The organism is Nonomuraea sp. NPDC049141, assembly GCF_040648415.1.
Lineage (GTDB): Bacteria > Actinomycetota > Actinomycetes > Streptosporangiales > Streptosporangiaceae > Nonomuraea.
This window is the reverse complement of the sequence record NZ_JBEZDR010000183.1, coordinates 1-1,756: the sequence shown is the minus strand read 5'-3', so window position 1 is coordinate 1,756 and position 1,756 is coordinate 1. Positions and strand designations below refer to the sequence as shown.

Here is a 1,756-nt window from a genome sequence, read left to right as displayed (position 1 = left end):
GGGTGATCTTCGTACGCAACACCGGCAAGCTCTGCTTCGCCACGCTTCGCGACGGCGACGGCACCGAGTTGCAGGCCATGCTCTCCCTCGACCGGGTCGGCGCCGACCGGCTGAACGACTGGAAGCGCCTGGTCGACCTCGGTGACCTCGTCGGGGTGACCGGCGAGGTGATCACCAGCCGGCGCGGCGAGCTGTCCGTGCTGGCCGAGCAGTGGGCGGTCACGGCGAAGGCGCTGCGCCCGCTGCCGGTGGCGCACAAGCCGCTGAGCGAGGAGGCGCGGGTCCGGCAGCGCTACGTGGACCTGATCGTCCGGCCGCAGGCCCGCCAGATGGTGCGCACCCGGGCCGCAGCCGTACGCAGCCTGCGCGACTCGCTGCACGGCCGGGACTTCATCGAGGTCGAGACCCCGATGCTCCAGCTGCTGCACGGGGGCGCGGCGGCCCGGCCATTCGTGACCCACAGCAATGCACTGAACACCGACCTGTATCTGCGAATCGCGCCGGAACTGTTTCTCAAGCGGGCCGTCGTCGGCGGCGTCGACCGGGTCTTCGAGATCAACCGCAACTTCCGTAATGAAGGTGTCGACTCTTCGCACTCGCCCGAGTTCGCGATGCTCGAGGCATACGAGGCCTACGGCGACTACGACACCATGGCCGAGCTGACCCGAAATCTCGTGCAGCAGGCGGCGATCGCCGTCGGCGGGTCGACCGTGGTGACGCACGCCGACGGCCGGGAGTTCGATCTGGGCGGCGAGTGGCGCTCGGTGACCCTCTTCGGGGTGCTTTCCGAGGCGCTCGGCGAGGAGGTCACCGTACGCACCGAGCGCGCCCGCCTCGTGGAGTACGCCGACAAGGTGGGTTTGGCGGTCGACCCCAAGTGGGGGCCGGGCAAGCTGGCGGAGGAACTGTTCGAGGAACTTGTGGTGCCGGGCCTGACGGCGCCCACCTTCGTCCGCGACTACCCGGAGGAGACCAGCCCGCTGACCCGGGCGCACCGCAGCGAGCCCGGACTGGCCGAGAAGTGGGACCTCTACGTGCTCGGTTTCGAGCTCGGGACCGCGTACTCCGAGCTGGTGGACCCGGTGGTCCAGCGGGAGCGGCTGGTGGCCCAGGCGCAGCTCGCCGCCCGCGGCGACGACGAGGCCATGCGGCTGGACGAGGACTTTCTCCGGGCGATGGAGTACGGAATGCCGCCGGCCGGGGGGATGGGAATGGGAATCGACCGGCTGTTGATGGCCCTCACGGGCCTGGGAATTCGGGAAACCATCCTCTTCCCCCTGGTTCGCCCGGAGTAGTCGCGCATCTCCACCGGGTCGTTACCGCATCCTATTGACGCGGCAAGCGTCGCGCAGGTTATCGTGCTTACAGTTTGCAGGAGCACCCTGCTCGAAAGGAATGTGGGACGTGGCCAAGCAGATCATTCATAAGCTGGTCGATGACCTGGACGGCGGGGACGCTGACGAGACGGTCAAGTTCGCGCTCGACGGCGTTCAGTACGAGATCGACCTGTCTAGCTCGAACGCCGAGAAATTGCGCGACGTATTCGCCCCGTACATCGCCCACGGCAGCAAGGTGGGCAGGGGCGGCGTCGTCGTCGGAGGCCGGGCCGCGCGCGGTCGAGGTGGTGCCACCGCCGACCGGGAGCAGAACAAGGCGATCCGCGCCTGGGCCAAGAAGGCCGGCAAGGACATCTCCGACCGGGGTCGGATCCCCCAGGAGATCGTCGACGAGTACCACGCGAAGGCCGGTCACTGAC

Annotated in this window: 2 protein-coding genes; both read left to right on the top strand. The window is 68.3% G+C overall.

What is annotated here, in order from left to right:
- A partial coding sequence (gene lysS, locus AB0B91_RS65690) for a lysine--tRNA ligase (protein ID WP_358343153.1) occupies positions 1–1,295 on the top strand: 1,295 nt, incomplete at its 5' end.
- Positions 1,296–1,404: 109 nt separating this feature from the next.
- A complete protein-coding gene (locus AB0B91_RS65685; RefSeq protein WP_308220812.1) occupies positions 1,405–1,755 on the top strand; it encodes an Lsr2 family protein in 351 nt (116 codons plus the stop codon).
- Position 1,756: the final 1 nt, after the last annotated feature.